Annotated in this window: 11 protein-coding genes and 1 pseudogene; 3 read left to right on the top strand and 9 right to left on the bottom strand. The window is 68.5% G+C overall.

The features are described from left to right. Positions 1–151 precede the first annotated feature (151 nt). Both RCH15_RS04200 and RCH15_RS04195 read right to left on the bottom strand, forming a co-directional pair. On the bottom strand, positions 152–1,375 hold the full coding sequence (locus RCH15_RS04200) for a molybdopterin molybdotransferase MoeA (protein WP_326958328.1): 1,224 nt from the start codon (positions 1,373–1,375) through the stop codon (positions 152–154). Positions 1,376–1,462: 87 nt separating this feature from the next. Further along, a complete protein-coding gene (locus RCH15_RS04195) occupies positions 1,463–2,950 on the bottom strand; it encodes a molybdopterin-dependent oxidoreductase (protein WP_326958503.1) in 1,488 nt (495 codons plus the stop codon). A 377-nt stretch (positions 2,951–3,327) separates the two neighbouring features. Here RCH15_RS04195 and moaA point away from each other — a divergent pair, with 377 nt between their 5' ends. Beyond that, positions 3,328–4,464, top strand: coding sequence for a GTP 3',8-cyclase MoaA (moaA, locus tag RCH15_RS04190; RefSeq protein ID WP_326958326.1), 1,137 nt, complete (start codon positions 3,328–3,330; stop codon positions 4,462–4,464). A gap of 7 nt (positions 4,465–4,471) precedes the next feature. Further along, on the top strand, positions 4,472–4,738 hold the full coding sequence (locus RCH15_RS04185) for a MoaD/ThiS family protein (protein WP_326958324.1): 267 nt from the start codon (positions 4,472–4,474) through the stop codon (positions 4,736–4,738). 27 nt (positions 4,739–4,765) lie between these two features. Here the strand turns inward: RCH15_RS04185 and RCH15_RS04180 are convergent, their stop codons facing one another. Then, entirely contained in the window at positions 4,766–5,902 is a 1,137-nt protein-coding gene (locus RCH15_RS04180; protein WP_326958322.1) for a helix-turn-helix transcriptional regulator, read from the bottom strand. A gap of 158 nt (positions 5,903–6,060) precedes the next feature. Between RCH15_RS04180 and RCH15_RS04175 the strand changes: the two genes are divergently transcribed. Next, entirely contained in the window at positions 6,061–6,342 is a 282-nt protein-coding gene (locus RCH15_RS04175; RefSeq protein ID WP_326958320.1) for a hypothetical protein, read from the top strand. A 255-nt stretch (positions 6,343–6,597) separates the two neighbouring features. On the opposite strand, the pseudogene RCH15_RS04170 reads toward RCH15_RS04175, so the two are convergent. From RCH15_RS04170 to kynU, 6 genes and pseudogenes are all read right to left on the bottom strand, one after another. Beyond that, a pseudogene (locus RCH15_RS04170) lies at positions 6,598–7,059 on the bottom strand (alpha/beta fold hydrolase); the annotation flags it as partial. Between the two features lie 15 nt (positions 7,060–7,074). After that, positions 7,075–7,560: a DUF1579 domain-containing protein gene (locus RCH15_RS04165; protein WP_326958316.1), complete on the bottom strand. Its 486-nt coding sequence runs from the start codon at positions 7,558–7,560 to the stop codon at positions 7,075–7,077. A 124-nt stretch (positions 7,561–7,684) separates the two neighbouring features. Continuing rightward, positions 7,685–9,028, bottom strand: coding sequence for a M16 family metallopeptidase (locus RCH15_RS04160; protein ID WP_326958314.1), 1,344 nt, complete (start codon positions 9,026–9,028; stop codon positions 7,685–7,687). A gap of 178 nt (positions 9,029–9,206) precedes the next feature. Continuing rightward, positions 9,207–11,456, bottom strand: a complete 2,250-nt coding sequence (locus RCH15_RS04155; RefSeq protein ID WP_326958312.1) for a polyribonucleotide nucleotidyltransferase — start codon at positions 11,454–11,456, stop codon at positions 9,207–9,209. 247 nt (positions 11,457–11,703) lie between these two features. After that, positions 11,704–11,973: a 30S ribosomal protein S15 gene (gene rpsO / locus RCH15_RS04150; protein WP_104063120.1), complete on the bottom strand. Its 270-nt coding sequence runs from the start codon at positions 11,971–11,973 to the stop codon at positions 11,704–11,706. Between the two features lie 187 nt (positions 11,974–12,160). Further along, complete coding sequence (gene kynU / locus RCH15_RS04145) at positions 12,161–13,429, bottom strand: kynureninase (protein ID WP_326958501.1); 1,269 nt, start codon at positions 13,427–13,429, stop codon at positions 12,161–12,163. Between the last annotated feature and the right edge of the window lie 4 nt (positions 13,430–13,433).

Below are 13,433 nucleotides of genomic sequence, written 5' to 3'. Positions count from 1 at the left end.
GCCGTGCCGTCCGGCCGCAGGTGGGTCAGGCCCGGGCCCTCCGGTGCAGTCTTTTCCGCTGCTGGGTTCTTCCCTGCTGGGTTCTTCCCTGCTGGGTTCTTCCCTGCGGGGTATTCCGCTGCTGTGTTCTCCCGTGGAGGGTTCTCTTCGTTCACAGCATCCATACTTCCACCTCGGCGCCCGCAGCGAGCGCAGCGGTACCTTCGGGCACCTGGATCAGGGCGTTCGAGTGCGCGAGCGCACTGACGAGGTGCGAACCTGCGCCACCCTCAAGCCGGACAGTCCCGTCGGGAAGGACGGTGCCGCGCCGCACCTGGTGCTTGCCTGCCGGAGACGTCAGCGCCCCGGCCAGCCGCGCCCTCACCACGGGCCGGGGCGCCGGCGAGCCGAACAGATCCCCGAGCGCGGGCCGGAGGAACATTTCGAAGGACACGAGGCAACTCACCGGGTTTCCCGGAAAGCCAAGGACCGGAACACCCTCGAATGTTCCAATCCCCTGCGGCCCGCCGGGCTGCATCGCGACGGCAAAGAACTGCACGTCGTGACCTGCCATCGCCTGCCGGACCACCTCGTAGGCGCCCTTGCTGACCCCGCCGGTGGTGACCACCAGGTCCACGTCCGCCGCATGCCGGCGCAGCAGGGCGGCCAGTTCCTCCGGGCGGTCGGTGGAGATCCCGGTCCGTGTGACCTCAAGGCCGGCCTGGCGCATGGACGCCTCCAGCAAGGTGGCATTCGAGTCGTAAATCTTGCCGTCGCCCAGCGGGCTGCCTGGTTCCACGACCTCGTCCCCGGTGGTGACCAGCAGGATCCTCAGCGCGCGGAAAACGGGAGCCTCCGTGAAGCCCAGGGCCGCCAGGAGTCCCAGCTGGCCCGGTCCCAGGCACGTTCCGGCGGGAAGAGCCAGCTCACCGGCGCGGATGTCGCTGCCGGGATGGCGGACGAAGCTCCGGGCCGGGGCGGCAGGCAGCCGCACGGTCGCGGGCACACCCGGGGCCGGGAAGGCATCGGGTACGGCCTGTTCAATCGGCACGACGGCGTCCGCTCCCGGCGGCATCATGGCGCCGGTCATGATCGGTGCGGCTGTCCCGGTGGCAAGTTCAGGAGCCGTGGCCCCGGCGGCAACGGGGGCGGCGACGTGCAGGTCGGCGCCGCCGTCAGGCACGTCCGCGCTGCGGATGGCGAAGCCGTCCATTTGCGAATTGGCGAATGGCGGAAGATCCAGCGGAGCCACGACGTCCGCGGCAAGGCCTCGGCCCAGGGCCGAAAGCAGCGGGAGCCGTTCAATCCGGTCCGGGGTGCGGAGCGGGGCCAGCAGGTGGCGCACCGACTCCCGGTGTGCTTCCACGCTGACGTGCCCTGCCTGGGTGCGGTGCATACGGTGGTGACCCCTCATCTGAGCCGTTGGCCGGGTTCGCCGGTCCGGCTTCCTTGCCGGGCCGGCGAGGCGGGTTCGCCCGGCCGGTTAGGACTTCACGTCAACTCTAACGGTGTGAAAGCCGGTGGCCCCGCTGGGCGCCACCGGCGCGCGGTCCTCCACTTGCGCCACGCCGTTGCGGTCCGTGGCGCGGACCTGGACTTCATAGTTTCCGGGGGTGAGCGGCACCGCCAGCTTCCACTGGTACCAGGTGTCGAGGGAAATCCCGGGAGCCAGCTCCGCCTGCTGCCACGCGCTACGGTTGACCCGCAGGTCCACGCGCGCTATCCCGGTGTGCTGGGCCCAGGCGACGCCGCCGAAAGCCACCGTCCCGGCGCCCACGGAACGGCCGTCCCGGGGAGTGTCGATGCGGGAGGACATCTTGATGGGTCCCCGCTCGGTCCAGCCGCGGGGTGTCCAGTAGCCGGCGTCGTCTGCGAACCGCGTCACCTTCAGTTCGGTAAGCCACTTGGTGGCCGAAACGTAGCCGTAGAGGCCCGCAACGATCAGCCGGACGGGGAAGCCGTGCTCCAGCGGCAGCGGTTCGCCGTTCATGCCGACTGCCAGGAGCGCGTCCCGGTTGTCCGTCAGCGCCTCCAACGGGGTGCCCGCGGTCCAGCCGTCCGTGCTACGGGACAGGACCATGTCCGCGCCGGCCTTCGGGCCTGCCAGTGCCAGCAAGTCCCGGACCGGCCAACCCAGCCACCGGGCGTTGCCGATCAGGTCCCCTCCCACCTCATTGGAAACGCAGGCGATGGTGATGTGCCGTTCGATCAAGGGTTTGGCCAGCAGCGCGGCAAAGTCGAGGGAGATGTCCCGCTCCACGAGTCCCGTGACTTTGAGCGTCCACTGCGCGGGGTCCACGACCGGGACACGCAGGGCGGTGTCGATCCGGTAAAAGTCGTTGGTGGGTGTGACCAGCGGGCTGACGCCGTCAAGCCGGACGTCGGCGCCGTCCGGGACCGGAGGAGCCGGTGACACGGGCGCGGGGAGCACCAGTCTGCTGCGCAATTCGCTGACGGCCGCGGCAGCTCCCCGGATTGTCGCTGCCAGCACCCCGGCAATCACGGCGCCGGCGGCCGTTCCGCTGAGAACCTGGAGGAACCGTCGGCGGGCAGGTGGCCGCGCGGCGGCGGTGGGCGGCGCGGCGGCGGTCCCCGAAACCGGCACGTCCGGTTCGCTGCCGGTCCGCCACTCTTCCAGCCGCCGGATCAGCCAGCGCAGCAGAATCATTCCCACGGCGGCGGCGAGCAACGGGGCGGGAATGGCGTTGGCTGTCAGTTCCGTCCGGCTCAGAACAGCCACCAATCCCACGGCGCCAAAGGTGGCAATGATGGCTACCCCGGCGAAACGGCGGCGCAATTCCACCACCCCGCACAGTGCTGCCAGCACGGCGATGAGCAGCCCCATGCCGCCCAGCAAAGCAGCCTTATCAGCCGTGCCGAAGAGGGCGATGGCCCAGTCCTTGACCCCCGGCGGGACCGCGTCAATCACCGCGCCGCCGACAGCGGTCACCGGCGAGAGTGAGGGACTCATGAGTCCTGCCGCGAGCTCGCCCAGGGCGAGACCGGCACCCACGGCAACGACGCCGGCGGCGGCAGCCCAGCCGGTCACCGGGCGGGCCGGAATGCGCCGCCCGTTGTCCGGCGGCCCGTCGGCCGGCGGCTGCAGGCTTGGCCGCCCACTGTCCGGCGGGACTTCGGCCGGCGGGACTACGGCCGGCGGGACTTCGGCCGGCGGGACCTCAGCGAGGCGCCGGGCGCTCCGCGGTGTGCCGATCGGAGCGCCGGGTTGATCATGCGGGGTGCTGTTCACTCCTCCAGCATAGATTTGTCCGCGGCGAACGGAACGCCACCGGCGGAATCGGGCCCGCCGACGGTGTTGCCGGCTCCGGGGTGGCGTAGCCTGAATTTATGAGTGTTCAGCTAGGTATGCCCCAGCCCCGCGCGGATGACAGCCCCGGTGCGGGCTCCTCAAGTGCACAGTTGGGCGGGCGGCCGGACGGCATGCCCGCCGGCCTCGTCGACCGTTACGGACGGCGCGCCACCGACATGAGGCTCTCCCTGACGGACAAATGCAATTTGCGCTGTACCTACTGCATGCCGGCAGAGGGCCTGGAGTGGCTCTCCAAACAGGCCGTGATGTCAGCCGAGGAGATCGTCCGCATCGTACGGATCGGCGTCGACACGTTGGGCGTTCGCGAACTGCGGCTTACCGGCGGCGAACCGCTGGTCCGGGCCGATCTGCTGGACATCATTTCCGCACTTCGCCTCGCCCACCCCGACCTTCCGATCTCCATGACGACGAACGCCGTCGGGCTGGATAAGAAGGCCGCCGCACTGAAGGCCGCGGGCCTGACCCGCATCAACGTGTCGCTGGACTCGCTCCATGAGGAGACGTTCACCCAGTTGACCCGCCGGCCCTTCCTGAATAAGGTCCTGGCCGGCGTCGACGCCGCGTGGGCCGCCGGGTTGGGACCGGTGAAACTCAACGCCGTTTTGATGCGCGGCATCAATGACGCCGAGTCCCCGTCCCTGCTGGCGTGGGCGCTGGGCCGCGGCTATGAACTGCGCTTCATCGAGCAGATGCCGCTCGACGCCGACCACGGCTGGACCCGCCGGAACATGATCACCGCCGCGGAGATCCGCGAACTCCTCTCCGTCGACTACGTGCTCAGCGCCGATCCGCGGGACCGCGACGGCGCCCCGGCGGAACGCTTCGAGGTCCGGGCCAGGGTTCCCGGCACCGACGAGGCCGCCGGACCCGTCCTGGGAACCGTGGGGATCATCGCCTCCGTAACCGAGCCGTTCTGCTCCGACTGCCGGCGCACCCGCATCACTGCCGAGGGCAAGATCATGAGCTGCTTGTTCTCCCGCGAAGAAGTGGACCTTCTGGGGCTGCTCCGAGAGGGCGCCAGCGACGAACAGCTTGCCGAACGCTGGCAGGACGCCATGTGGATCAAGCCCAAGGCCCACGGCATGGACCACGTGGGACTGGACGCCCCGGACTTCGTCCAGCCGGACCGCAGCATGAGCGCCATCGGAGGCTGAACCACCCGTGAACGTACGTTACTTCGCTGCGGCGCGCGCTGCTGCCGGCGCCGACGAGGAACACTTCGACCTTCCCGCCGGCGCCACGGTCGCCGCGCTCCTGGACGCCATCCTCGCCGTCGAACGGCCGGAGCCCCCCGCCGGGGTCCCGCCGCTGGCGCGCCTGCTGTCCCGGAGCAGCTTCCTGCTCAACGAGGTGGCAGTCCGGACCCGGACGGCGGCGGTGCAACCGGACGACGTCATCGACGTCTTGCCGCCCTTCGCCGGCGGCTAGCCGGTTCCGGCTCCTCCCGGCACCGCCCTACGACCTCCCGGAGGCCGGGCCGGTGCCAGCCGGCCTGGCTGCGGTGCCGAGAGCCAGGCCCAGCAGCGCGCTGCGGCTCCGGACACCGCAGGCAGCGAACACAGCCTTGAACTGGTCCTGCACGGTGTAGGGACGGATCCGCAGGACCGCGGCCAGCTCGGCCGTGCTGAGTCCACCCGCGGTGAGTTCCAGCAGCCGGTGCTGCTGCGGGGTGAGCGCGAAGCAGCGGGCGAATACCTCAAGCCGGTCCGCCGACGGGCATTCCTGGATGGTCACCGCGAGCGGAGGAGTTGCCCCCGACCGGCCCCCCTCCATCCGGGTGGCACGCAGCAGCGCCCAGTTGCCGTCGCCGACGGAGACCCGCGACATGGCAGGGTGGGTGTCTACCCCGGCCTCGCGGGCCAGCAGCTGGGCGGCGACGTTGAGGACTTCCGCCGGCACGTCCTGGTACGGCCGCGGCCCCCGCTGCAGCAGCTTCAACCACTCCCCGGCCGAGACCGTCTGCCCCGCCACGGCCAGGGCCTCGTCCAGGGTCAGCACTGCCTGTGGCGGCAGTGGCTGCCGGACGGCGGGGGCGGCGGTGCCCCCGGCCTCCGCGTCCCGCCGGCACTGGGCTGCACGGCTCCGCCGAAGGCCGGCAGCCACGATCGGCGCGGCCGTTGCGAGATAGTTGGTCTCCAAGGCGGAAAAGGCGCCGCCATTCCCGGCACGCCAAAGGTCCAGCCAGCCCCAGCAGCCATGTTTGTCAGCAAAGACGGTTGAGAGCACGTCCGCCACCCCGTGGTGGATTAACAGTCCGCTCCATAACGGACTGCGCGCAGGATCTCCGCCCGTGGCCGTGAGGAGGGTTGCGGCGGGCCGCGGCGAGCGCATCAGCGCCGTCCAGCGGCCCTGCGGTGTCACGTACTTGAGCCGGATGAGCTCCGGTAGTTTGTCCGGGCAGGGGATCCGTGCCATCGGCGCGATGCCGGTGGCCGATTCCGGATCCGTCAGGGGCCAGGCGTAGGCGCTGAACGGCACCGTTGCGCTGAGTTCGGCAAGCACTCCCCGGCGCAGCTCCTTGTCATCGAGCATGTCCCGGCAGAGCTGCCCCAGGCGCTCCAGGCTTCGGCTGAACGCCCAGCTGGTGGTCATGAGTTCAGTATGTTCCTGGGCCGCGCCAATGCGTCCGGTCATCCGGCGCTGAGTCCGGCCGCCGTCACCAGATTTCTGGGATTTCCGAGGTGCCGGGACGCGCCTACCGTGAAATATCCCCGCATTCAGGGGCACAGGACAAGGCAGGAGGGATTGGCATGTACACGTTGCAGATTGAGCACGGCATTGCGGATTTTGGTCTCTGGAAGAGCGCGTTTGACCGGGATCCAGTCGACCGGGCGGCGTCGGGCGTGATCGCGCACCGGATTAGCCGGCCGGTGGAGGACCCGCTTTACGTTGTGGTCGAACTCGACTTCACGCTTCGGTCCCAGGCGGAAGCACTGCTGGCCAACCTTGAGGCGAACGTCTGGACCTCCCCGGCGGCGGCACCTGCCCTCCAGGGCGCCCCGAAAACCAGGATCCTGGAGGAAGCCCTCTGACGTTCCGACTGCACTGGCCGCCGGGGCTCAGGCTGCGGCCAGGGCCTCCCGGACAGTCTCCGCGACGGCAGCAGCCCGGCCGCGCCCATAATGATCGTGTAATGGTTGAACTCCGGAACTTCCCGGACGGTCAAGGCCGGTAATTTCCCCGCCCAGGCGGCCAGGTAGCCGGGCGCGTACAGGCCGCCGGGCTCGTTAAGCAGCCCGCGCGGTGCCCGCAGCACGAGGGTCTCCACCGCCAGTTCGTCCAGGCTCTCAGGAGGAAGGCGCCACCGTGCAGTTCCCCGGTGTCATCGGCCATGGCCCGGTCCTGGGTGGCCGGCCGGAGCAATGGTTCCTCTCCGGTGCGGTCGTAGTCGACATAGTCCTCCACGAAGGGCCCCAGTCAGCGCTGAAAGCCGGGTGCTGTTTCCAGAAGCTGCGGTACACCTCCCGGCTGGCGAAGGTGGCGTTCAGGCGCTCCGCCGCGGGACCCGGCACGGCGGCCACGATCTGTTCGTCCCTCAGTTCCACCGGAACCTGCAGCGGCAGTCCGCCGTCGACCAGCACCAGGGACCGCACGCGCTCGGGGAACAGGTTCGCGAGGACCAGAAACGCGAAGGCGCCCGTGGAGTGTCCCGCCACCACGACGGGCCCGGTGCTGAGCGCGCCCAGCACCGCGGCGAGGTCCTCCGCGTGGGACGGCATTCCGTAGGGCGCAGGCAGCGCGTTGCTGCGGCCGCGGCCCCGCGGTCAGGCAGGACCAGGCGCCGGGTTCACGACCCGGCGGCACAGCGTGGTCATGAAAGGAATGAATCCGCTGGCATGACCCAGCCGTAAACCTGCGGCGTGCGTGAACATGCCGTCGGTTATGGTCAGGGTGTGGCGGGCGGTGCCGCGGTCGCTGCGCCGTTCAATGGTCAGGGTTCCGCCCTGCCAGCTTGCCCTGGCAGGCGCCTCCGGCGGCAATCCCATGCTGTTGACGTGGTACCACAGGGTGTCGGGGTGGTCCGGGTCCATCGTGAAGGCGCCGATACCGTCGGTCCGGGAGCCATCGGACTCGGTGTGGCGGTAGCTCATGGTCACAGCGAGGCCGGCGGCGGCGCGGGCAAACACAACCTCGGCCGCAGCGGTCCGGGCCGGCCCCCACGCCGTGGCTTCCCACTGGGTGGTTCCGCTCCACTGCCCGAGGAACGCCTCAAGCGCCTCGGGTGCGCTGCCTGGCAGTTCTCGCTCCATGCGTCCTCCGAGTAGGCTCCCGTGCCCCTGCCCTTATCATTCCGCCGGGCCGGGCGGGTGTAAAGACGGCGGGACGGCGGCCGGAGGGACGGTTGGGGAACCGCTGGCGCCCGAAGGCAGCGGGTCAGAGCCCGAACGTCTCGGTTTCCTCAAAGGGGCCGACCACCGTGACGGTCCGCGGGGCGGCCGCGAGTTCGCGTGCCAGCGTCTGGACTTCGGCGGCGGTGACAGCCTTGATCTGACGCAGGGTCTCGTCGATGTCCTGGTATTCACCGGACACCAGTTCGGCCCGGCCCAGGCGGGACATCCGCGACCCGGTGTCCTCCAGGGCCAGCACGATTCCGCCGCACAACTGCCCGACTGCTTTGCGCAGTTCCTCCTCGGAAATGCCGCCCCCGGCGAGGTTGTCCAGTTCGGCGCCGAGGAGGTCCAGCACCTGCCGGACTTTCGACGGCGTGCAGCCGGCGTACATGCCGAAGTAGCCGGCGTCGGCGTACGAAGAAGCGAAAGAGTAGGTCGAATAGACGAGGCCGCGCTTCTCCCGGACCTCCTGGAACAGCCGGGAGGACATGCCGCCGCCCAGTACTGCATTGAGCACGCTCATGACGAAGCGGCGGTCGTCGGTAGCGACGATGGTGGGGCAGCCCATGATGATGTTGGCTTGTTCCACCGGCCGCTTGACCACATGCAGTCCTGCGGTGCCGGTGATAGCTGCACGGTCGGTGGAGCGGCGCTGCACCGGCGCGGCCTCCGGCTCGAGGCTCCAACCGGCGGAGTGCAGGGCATCGACGACGAGCCCGCAGACGACGTCGTGGTCCAGTCCGCCGGCGGCGGTGATGACGAGCTCGTCCGGGCGGTAGTAGCGGCGGTAGTGGTCCCAGACGGCGTCGCGGGCGACGGCGCGGATGGCGTCCGGGGTGCCGCCGATCGGACGGCCGAGCGGGTGGGTGCCCAGCACGGCGGCGACGAAGTGTTCGTGGGCAACGTCGGTGGGGTCATCGCTGTCCATCGCGATCTCCTCGAGGATGACGTCGCGTTCCTGCTCCATTTCCTGCGGGTCCAGCACGGCGCCCGTGATCATGTCCGCGATGACGTCGATGGCCATCGGCAGGTCAGTATCCAGGACGCGGGCGAAGTAGCAGGTGCTTTCCTTGGCCGTGGCGGCGTTGGATTCCCCGCCGACTTCGTCGAAGGCCGAGGCGATCTCCAGGGCAGTGCGCCGCTTGGTGCCTTTGAACAGCAGGTGCTCCAGGAAATGGGTGGAGCCGTGCTGCCCGGTCGCCTCGTCGCGGGAGCCGACGCCGACCCAGAAGCCGATGGTGGCCGAACGCTGGCCCGGCATCGCTTCAGTGAGCACCCGGACGCCGCCGGGCAGGACCGAACGGCGCACCTCTGAACCGCCGTCGGCTCCGTGGATCAGGGTGTCAGCGTGCTGGTTCTGCTCAAGGGGCAGGGGGACGACAGTCATCAAGGCCTTTCAGTAAAAACATGCCAAATCTGCCTGCCATCGTACCAGCGGGACACCGCCCCCACAGTCCGGCCGCGGCACCGCAGCCGGCGGCGACGCCGGCCGCCGTGGCCGCCGGCGTTAACGGCGGCGGGGCCGGTGGATAATCCACCGGCCCCGCCCCTTGATTCAGCTCAGACTACTCTGCGGTCTCCAGGGAGACTTCAGCGGCGTCGGCGTCCTCGGAGCCTGCCTCGTCGGCCACAACGGGCGAGAGGGAGAGCTTGCCGCGGTCGTCGATCTTGGTGATTTCCACCTGGATCTTCTGGCCGACGGAGACGACGTCATCGACGTTGTCCACGCGCTTGCCGCCGGCGATCTTGCGCAGCTCGGAGATGTGCAGCAGACCGTCCTTGCCCGGAGTCAGGGACACGAAGGCACCGAAGGTGGTGGTCTTGACGACCGTACCCAGGTAGCGTTCGCCGATTTCCGGGATCTGCGGGTTGGCGATGGCGTTGATGGCGGACCGTGCTGCGTCGGCAGACGGGCCGTTCGTGGCGCCGATGTAGACCGTTCCGTCGTCCTCGATCGAGATGTCGGCTCCGGTGTCTTCCTGGATCTGGTTGATCATCTTGCCCTTCGGGCCGATGACCTCGCCGATCTTGTCAACCGGGATCTTGACCGCGATGACGCGCGGCGCGAACTCGGACAGCTCGTCCGGGGTGTCGATCGCGGAGTTCAGGACGTCCAGGATGTGCAGGCGCGCTTCGCGGGCCTGCTTCAGGGCGGCTGCCAGGACCGAGGCCGGGATGCCGTCAAGCTTCGTGTCCAGCTGGATGGCCGTGACGAACTCAGCGGTACCGGCGACCTTGAAGTCCATGTCACCGAAAGCATCTTCGGCGCCGAGGATATCGGTCAGGGCGGCGTAGCGGGTCTGCCCGTCAACCTGGTCGGAGACCAGGCCCATGGCGATACCGGCAACGGCGGCCTTCAACGGCACACCTGCGTTGAGGAGGGACAGCGTGGAGGCGCAGACGGAACCCATCGACGTCGAACCGTTGGAGCTGAGAGCCTCAGACACCTGGCGGATGGCGTACGGGAATTCCTCGCGGGACGGCAGCACCGGCATGATGGCGCGCTCTGCGAGAGCACCGTGGCCGATTTCGCGGCGCTTCGGGGACCCGACGCGCCCGGTCTCGCCGGTGGAGTACGGCGGGAAGTTGTAGTTGTGCATGTAGCGCTTGCGCGTCACGGGAGACAGCGAGTCAATCTGCTGTTCCATCTTGAGCATGTTCAGCGTGGTGACACCCATGATCTGGGTCTCGCCGCGTTCGAAGATGGCGGAGCCGTGGACGCGGGGCAGAACTTCCACCTCGGCGGTGAGCTGGCGGATGTCCGTCAGGCCGCGGCCGTCGATGCGGATCTGGTCCGTGAGGATGCGCTGGCGCACAACCTGCTTGGTGACGGAACGGAAGGCTGCGGACAGCTCCTTCTCGCGTCCTTCGAACTGGCCGGCCAGGGAAGAGGTGACCTCGTCCTTGAGCGCATCGGACGCGGTGTCGCGTTCCTGCTTGTCGGCGATCTGGAAGACGGCGGTCAGCTTCTGGGCGGCAGCGGACTCCACAGCGGCGTAGACGTCGTCCTGGTAGTCCAGGAAGACCGGGAACTCAACGGTGGGCTTGGCGGCGCGTGCCGCCAGGTCCGACTGTGCGTCGCAGAGGGCCTTGATGAACGGCTTGGCCGCCTCGAGTCCTTCCGACACAACTTCTTCGGTCGGGGCGGTGGCGCCCTGTTCCTTGATGAGGTTCCAGGAGTTGTCGGTGGCTTCGGCTTCGACCATCATGATGGCGACGTCGTCGTCCTTGACGCGGCCGGCAACGACCATGTTGAAGACGGCGTTCTCCAGCTGTGAGTGCTTCGGGAACGCAACCCACTGCGAACCGTGCTCATCGGCGATCAGGGCGACGCGGACGCCGCCGATCGGGCCGGAGAACGGCAGGCCGGAGAGCTGGGTGGACATCGAGGAAGCGTTGATCGCTACGACGTCGTAGAGCTCGTCCGGGTTGATGGACAGCACGGTGACGACAATCTGGACCTCGTTGCGCAGGCCCTTGACGAAGGTCGGACGCAGCGGGCGGTCCATGAGGCGGCAGGCAAGGATTGCTTCCGTGGACGGGCGGCCCTCGCGGCGGAAGAACGAACCCGGGATGCGGCCGGCGGCGTACATGCGCTCTTCGACGTCGACAGTCAGCGGGAAGAAGTCGAATCCTTCACGCGGGTGCTTTCCGGCGGTGGTGGCGGACAGCAGGGCTGTCTCTTCGTCGAGGTAGACCATCGCTGCGCCGGCTGCCTGCTTGGCAAGGCGGCCGGTTTCAAAGCGGATTACACGCTTGCCGAAGCGGCCATTGTCAATGACTGCTTCTGAGAACTGGATTTCGGGACCCTCCATAGAGAGTCACCTCCGTTTCATGGTTCACGGAGCCCAGCCGCATCAACCCAGTCCAGCGTCTGTCTGCTGGCCTGCACTGCACCCGGTCATCGATCGAGACCCACGGGCCTGGGCTTCAATCCTTGAAGCCGTTCCCGGAAGTCACTACCGAAGACCGCGAATGCGTGATGCGGTTGATCCTCCTGTTGAGTTTTGGGTGAAGAAGGCGGCCCTTTCCGATCCGGAAGGGGCCGCCCCTTAGAGCTGACTAGCGGCGCAGGCCGAGACGCTCGATGAGCGCACGGTAGCGGGTGATGTCAGTGTTCTTGAGGTAGGTCAGCATGCGCTTGCGACGACCAACCATGGCCAGCAGACCGCGCTGGGTGTGGTAATCGTGCTTGTGCACCTTCATGTGCTCAGTGAGATCCTTGATCCGCTGAGTCAGGACTGCAACCTGGACCTCCGGCGAACCGGTGTCGCCCTCGGACGTTGCGAAATCCTGAATGATGGACTGCTTTACAGCGGCTTCAAGTGCCACGATAACTCCTAGAGATGTGCCGTGAGGCCCGAATCAGTAACTCACTGCCGGGGGTGTTGCGCCGAGTGGTTCGCCTCCGAGGAGAGGATGTCCTCTACACAACAAGAGCCAGCCGCCACGGACTGCAGCCGGATCCAACGCCTAGTTTACCGGCACGCCGCCAATCTTGTCGAAACGGCCGGTCCTGCTACTTCCCGGCTCCGCCCGGGTGCAGCCGTTCCCGGATGGCGGCCATGCCCCGGTACACCTCGGTGAAGGACGTGCTCAGCGGGGACAGCCCGATCCGGAGGCCCTGCGGCGCCCGGAAATCCGGAATGACGTCCTGCTCCCAGAGCGCGGCCGTCATTTCCCGGAACGCCGGGTGGTCCACGGTGATGTGGCTGCCGCGCCGTTCCGGCTCCCGCGGGGTTGAGAGCTGGACCCCTGCCGGGGCGAGCCAGGCCTCGTGGAGTTCGACGGCGAACGCGGTCAGCAGCCGTGACTTGTCCCGGACCGCGGGCATGCCCGCTTCCTCGAGCAGGTCCAGGGTGCCGCGCATGGCGAGCATCCCGAAAACCGCCGGGGTGCCGCTGAGGAAACCGCGGATCCCGGCGGCAGCCTCGTAGCCGGGTCCCATCTCGAAGGCGTCCTTCCGGCCCATCCAGCCCCAGATCGGCTGCTGCAGGCCGGGCAGGTGCCGGGCGTTAACATAGGCAAACGCCGGCGAGCCTGGTCCCCCGTTGAGGTATTTGTAGGTGCAGCCGGCGGCGAAGTCGACGTCGGCGGCGTCCAGGGCAATCTCCACCGACCCGGCGGAGTGGCACAGGTCCCACACGACCAGCGCACCGGCGTCGTGCACGGCAGCGGTGATGGCCGGAAGGTCGGCGAGATATCCGGAGCGGTAGGCGATCTGGCTTAGGACCACGACGGCGGTGGCCGGGCCGGCGGCGGCCCGCACCTGGTCCACGGTGACGCCGGAGGCGGGATCTGCGTCGATCCACCGCAGCGTCAGTCCTTCTTCGCGGGCGATGCCCTCGACAAGGTAACGGTCGGTGGGGAAATTCTCGGTGTCCAGCACGATTTCGGTGCGCGCCGGGTCCGTGACGGCGGCGAGGGCGGCCCGAATCATTTTGTAGAGCACCACAGTGGTGGAGTCGGCGATGATGGTCTGCCCGGCGGCGGCGCCGAGGACGGCCCTGCCCAGCTGGTCACCGATGGATTCCGGCAATTCCAGCCATTCCTCGTCCCAGCCGCGGATCAACCTGCCACCCCAGCTGTCCTGGATGAAGCTGCTGATGTCCGTGACGGTGCGCTTGAGCGGCCGGCCCAGGGAGTTGCCGTCCAGATAGGACAGGTCCGTGTCGGTGCCGACGAAGTGGGTGCGGAGGGCGGCGAGCGGGTCGGCGGCGTCGAGTTCCCGGGCGCGTTCGAGCAGGGCACTGTCCTGCGGTGCGGCGCCTGCTGTTTCCGGCTGCAGGGCG

The organism is Arthrobacter sp. MP_M4 (genome assembly GCF_035984855.1).
GTDB lineage: Bacteria > Actinomycetota > Actinomycetes > Actinomycetales > Micrococcaceae > Arthrobacter.
Note: the sequence above shows the minus strand (reverse complement) of the source record. Positions and strands in the feature narration are given on the sequence as shown.